This is a genomic window from Caballeronia sp. M23-90 (assembly GCF_053574605.1).
Map to the genome: position 1 here is coordinate 1 of NZ_JBSIPA010000448.1, position 5,248 is coordinate 5,248.

General features: G+C 61.7%; 3 protein-coding genes and 1 pseudogene. All 4 read left to right on the top strand.

The features are described 5' to 3' along the window. Positions 1–124 precede the first annotated feature (124 nt). Positions 125–307: pseudogene (locus tag ACRXB1_RS29545) on the top strand (amidase); the annotation flags it as partial. Positions 308–402: 95 nt separating this feature from the next. After that, positions 403–912, top strand: a complete 510-nt coding sequence (locus ACRXB1_RS29550; protein ID WP_449494046.1) for a disulfide bond formation protein B — start codon at positions 403–405, stop codon at positions 910–912. A gap of 321 nt (positions 913–1,233) precedes the next feature. Further along, complete coding sequence (gene xdhA / locus ACRXB1_RS29555; protein ID WP_449494044.1) at positions 1,234–2,736, top strand: xanthine dehydrogenase small subunit; 1,503 nt, start codon at positions 1,234–1,236, stop codon at positions 2,734–2,736. A gap of 55 nt (positions 2,737–2,791) precedes the next feature. After that, on the top strand, positions 2,792–5,248 hold a 2,457-nt coding region (gene xdhB / locus ACRXB1_RS29560), incomplete at its 3' end, for a xanthine dehydrogenase molybdopterin binding subunit (protein WP_449494045.1).

The window sequence follows — 5,248 nt, forward strand, 5'->3', positions numbered from 1 at the left end:
TGCTTTCCATTGGCCGCGCGGTTGAAGCCGTGCTTGAGACCACCCGATAAACAACGCGATAGAATTCCGTCGCCGGATGCGCATCTTCAGGTGCTTTTTTCTCGAACCAACCGGAAATATGAATAATGCACTGATCTTGCGCAATCCGTCGGTCTTCAATTTCCTCGATAGTTGCGCGTTGTCACTGCCTTGCCATCCACGTCGCGAAGCTCCAGTCGGCCTGATGTTGGCCGGCGCGCCATTTGGCGACGACGCGCTGCTTTCCATTGGCCGCGCGGTTGAAGCCGTGCTTGAGACCACCCGATAAACAACGCGATAGAATTCCGTCGCCGGATGCGCATCTTCAGGTGCTTTTTTCTCGAACCAACCGGAAATATGAATAATTCATTGAATCACTTCACCATGCACGGGGACGATCGCGCAATTCGCCGCGAACGGCGGCTACTGGTCCTGCTTGCGCTGATAAGCCTGGCACTGGTCGGCGGCGCGCTTTATCTGCAGTTCGTGAAAGGTGAAGATCCCTGCCCGCTCTGCATCATCCAGCGTTATTTTTTCGTGCTGATCGCGGTATTTGCGCTGCTTGGCGCGTCGTTCAGAGGTTGGCGCGGGATCGCGCTGCTCGAGGTGCTCGTCGTCCTCTCAGCGCTGGGCGGCGCGGTCGCTTCCGCGCGGCACGTCTATGTCCAGGCGCATCCGGGTTTCAGTTGCGGTTTCGATGCGCTGCAACCCCTTGTGGATTCCCTGCCGCCCGCGCAGTGGCTGCCGCAGGTGTTCAAGGTCGCAGGCTTGTGCGAGACGCCGTACCCGCCAATTCTCGGACTTTCGCTTCCGCAGTGGGGCCTGATCGGGTTCACTGTAATGTTTCTGGCCGTCGCCGGAAGTTTGTGGTCCAAACGCAGGCTGCGAGCCTGATAAACGGGCCTCGGCGCTGGCCCCGTGTTTCGCCGAGCCCTTGAACTCCCCGAACCGCGTCAGCCAAGCAAATCCGGCCGCTCCAGGCCGCTGCGCCTCGAATCCGGGGCTTTCCCCCTCGCCCCGGATCACCCGCGTCGCCGAACGCGTTCCGCCCTCATTCGGCTCCTCGCATGATCTGGATACGCTCACCGGAATCTTTTCAAGATATTGCGGTGATATCTTGTTTCATGGATGGCGATCCACGTGCGCTCTTCGGCCGGACTTTCAAAGCCGATTTCGCGTAACGCGCGCCTGATCCGCAATGTCTCGGACTTCTATATGACAACGCAAACCATCCGGTTTTTTCAGCACGGCGCAATCCGCGAAGTGCTTGATGCACCCGCCACCCGCACCGTGCTGCAGCATTTGCGCGAACACGACCAATGCACCGGCACCAAGGAAGGCTGCGCCGAGGGCGATTGTGGCGCGTGCACGGTGGTTATCGGTGAACTGGATGGCGACGGGCAACCGCAGCTCAAGGCGGTCAACGCCTGCATCCAGCTCATGCCGACGCTCGATGGCCGCGCGCTTTTCACCGTCGAAGATCTGCGCGAGAAGGACGGCACGCTGCATCCCGTCCAGCAGGCCATGGTCGATTGCCACGGTTCGCAATGCGGCTTCTGCACACCGGGTTTCGTGATGTCGATGTGGGCGCTCTACCAGAATCAGCCCAGCGACGCCGGCATGCCCACCCGCGACGAAATCAACGCCGCCCTCTCCGGCAATCTCTGCCGGTGCACGGGGTATCGGCCGATCGTGGACGCTTCGCAGAAAATGTTCGAATATCCGCGCTCGGCGCTCGACCGCGAGACGCTCAAAGAGCAACTCCAATCCATCCAGCGCAAGTACACGTTCGAATACACGGCGCCCGACGCACGCGGCGCCGCGTTCGGCCGTCCGACCTTCTACGCGCCGGTGACGCTCGCGGAGTTCGGCCGCCTTCGCGCCGAACACCCGGACGCAAGGATTCTTGCCGGCAGCACGGACATCGGCTTGTGGATCACCAAGCAATTCCGCAATCTCGGCGATATCCTCTTCATTGGCAATGTGGCCGAGTTGAAGTCCATCACGCGCGATGCTCAATGGCTCACCGTTGGCGCGGCGGCGTCGCTGGAAGATGCGTATGGCGCGCTCTCGTCCATTTACCCGGAACTCGCGGAGATGTGGACGCGCTTCGCATCGCGGCCGATCCGCAACGCCGGCACGCTCGGCGGGAATGTCGCGAACGGTTCGCCCATCGGCGATTCCATGCCTGCGCTGATCGCGCTCGACGCCGATATCGTGCTGCAGCGTGCGATGAAAACCCGCTCGATGCCGCTCGACAAGTTCTATCTCGGCTATCAGAAATCCGCGCTCGAACCGGGCGAGTTCGTGGCGGCGATCCGTGTGCCGCTGCCATCGGCGAAATTGCGTTTCCGCACTTACAAGGTCTCGAAGCGCTACGACTCGGACATCTCGGCCGTGTGCGCGGCGTTCGCGGTGACGCTCGATGGCACCCGTGTCACCGCCGCGCGATTCGCGTTCGGCGGCATGGCGGCAACGCCGAAGCGGGCATCGAATGCCGAAGCCGTCCTGGTGAATCAGGAGTGGAACGAGGCGAACGTCCAGGCCGCCATGCAGGCGCTGGACGTCGACTTCCAGCCGCTCACCGACATGCGTGCGTCGAGCGCCTACAGAAGCAAAGTGGCGCGCAACGTGCTCTGGCGTTTCTTCCTGGAAACGCGCGAGAACGAGCCGCTCGCACTCCACGACGTCAACGCGTTCGCGTTCGACACGCAATAAGCGGATCTTTCACAATCCGCATAAACGCAGCACCACAAGCATCAAGGACCACGCGATGAACAAGCGTACCGATCCCCTCCTCGACAGCGCCGCCGACAGCGAAATCACGGCGCGCACCGGTGAAACCTTCGACGCGCCATCGGCGAAAAAGCCGGAGGGAGCCGCGATCGGCGTCGGCTTGCCGCACGAATCGGCGCACCTGCATGTAAGCGGCGAAGCCACGTATGTGGATGACATCGGCGAGGTGCGCGGCACCTTGCACGCGGCGCTCGGCCTGTCGCGGCATGCGCATGCGCGCATCGTGTCGATCAACCTCGATCTCGTTCTTGCCGCGCCCGGCGTGATCGCCGTCTTTACCGCCGACGACATCCCAGGCGAGAACAATTGCGGCCCCGTGCTGCACGACGACCCGATCCTCGCCAAAGACGAAGTGCATTACCTCGGGCAGCCGGTGTTTGCGGTTATCGCGGAAACGCACGATCTGGCGCGCCGCGCTGCCGCGCTCGCCAAAAGCGAAGAAGTGATCCGGTACGAACCGCTCGAAGCGATTCTCACGCCGCGCGATGCCAAGGCGAAGAAGGAATTCGTGTTGCCGCCGCTGCATTTGAAACGTGGCGATCCGGATGGAAAGATGGCGGCGGCGAAGCACCGGCTCCAGGGTGAATTCGAAGTCGGCGGACAGGAGCAGTTCTATCTGGAAGGGCAGATTGCGTACGCTATCCCGAAGGAACATGACTCCATCCTCGTCTATAGCTCGACGCAGCATCCGAGCGAAATGCAGCATCTGGTCGCGCACATGCTCGACTGGCCCACGCACAACGTCCAGTGCGAATGCCGCAGGATGGGCGGTGGATTCGGCGGCAAGGAATCGCAATCGGGGATCTTTGCGTGCATCGCGTCGCTGGCCGCGCATTTGCTGCATAAACCCGTGAAACTGCGGGCCGATCGCGACGACGATTTCATGATCACCGGCAAGCGCCACGACGCCGTCTACACCTACGAAGCCGGCTTCGATGACGACGGCCGTCTGCAAGGCGCGCGCGTGGAAATCGCATTGCGCGCAGGTTATTCGGCGGATTTGTCGGGCGCCGTGGCGACACGCGCGGTCTGCCATTTCGATAACGCGTACTTCTTGAAAGACGTCGATATCACCGCGCTGTGCTGCCGCACGAACACGCAGTCGAACACGGCATTTCGCGGCTTCGGCGGTCCGCAAGGCGCGCTCGTGATGGAAGTCTTGATGGATGAAATCGCGCACCGGTTGAAGCGCGATCCCGTCGATGTGCGTCGCGTGAACTACTACGGCATCGGCGAGCGCAACGTCACGCCGTATGGCCAGACCGTCGAAGACAACGTGCTTCAACCTCTGACCGATGAACTGATTACAACGAGCGCTTATGTGCAGCGGCGCCGTGCGATTGCCGCATTCAACGCGACGAGTCCCGTGCTCAAGCGCGGCATTGCGTTCACGCCGGTGAAGTTCGGCATCTCGTTCAACGTGCCGTTCCTGAACCAGGCCGGCGCGCTCGTGCATGTCTACAAGGACGGCTCCGCGCTCGTGAATCACGGCGGCACGGAAATGGGCCAGGGCTTGAACACAAAGGTCGCGCAGGTCGTGGCGAATGCATTGGGCGTGGCGTTATCGCGAGTTCGCGTGACGGCGACCGATACCTCCAAGGTCGTGAATACATCGGCGACGGCGGCATCGACGGGAAGCGATTTGAACGGTAAAGCGGCCGAAGCCGCCGCGCTCACCGTTCGCGCACGGCTCGCGGAACTGGCGGCAAGACAACTCGGCGGACGTCCGGAAGACGTGCGTTTCCACAATGGCGTGGTGGAATCGAACGGTGGCCAGATGCCCTTCGATCAACTCGTCGCGGCTGCTTATCTCGCGCGTGTCCAGTTGTGGTCCGATGGTTTCTACGCCACGCCCAAGGTCAACTGGGATTCGAAAACGCTGACCGGCCAGCCGTTTTACTATTTCGCGTACGGCGCGGCGATTTCGGAAGTGGTCGTGGACACGCTGACCGGCGAATGGCGTTTGCTACGCGCCGATATCCTCCACGACGCGGGCCAGTCGATCAACCCATCGCTCGATATCGGTCAGGTGGAAGGCGGCTTCGTGCAAGGCATGGGCTGGCTCACGACCGAAGAACTCTGGTGGAACCGCGATGGCCGCCTGATGACACACGCGCCGTCCACTTACAAGATTCCATCGGTGAGCGATATTCCTGCCGCGATGAACGTGAAGCTCTTCGAGAACCAGAACGTCGAGCCGACCGTGTTCCGTTCAAAGGCCGTAGGCGAGCCGCCGCTGCTGCTCGGGTTTTCGGTGTTGCTCGCGATTCGCGCGGCCATCGCGTCGACTGCACCCGATTCCATCGATGAGCGATATTCCTGCCGCGATGAACGTGAAGCTCTTCGAGAACCAGAACGTCGAGCCGACCGTGTTCCGTTCAAAGGCCGTAGGCGAGCCGCCGCTGCTGCTCGGGTTTTCGGTGTTGCTCGCGAT

What these genes read in the sequence shown, in the direction of transcription:
- ACRXB1_RS29550 (WP_449494046.1), top strand. Translation starts at nt 403, where the DNA reads ATGCACGGGGACGATCGCGCAATTCGCCGCGAACGGCGGCTACTGGTC.
- xdhA (WP_449494044.1), top strand. Translation starts at nt 1,234, where the DNA reads ATGACAACGCAAACCATCCGGTTTTTTCAGCACGGCGCAATCCGCGAA.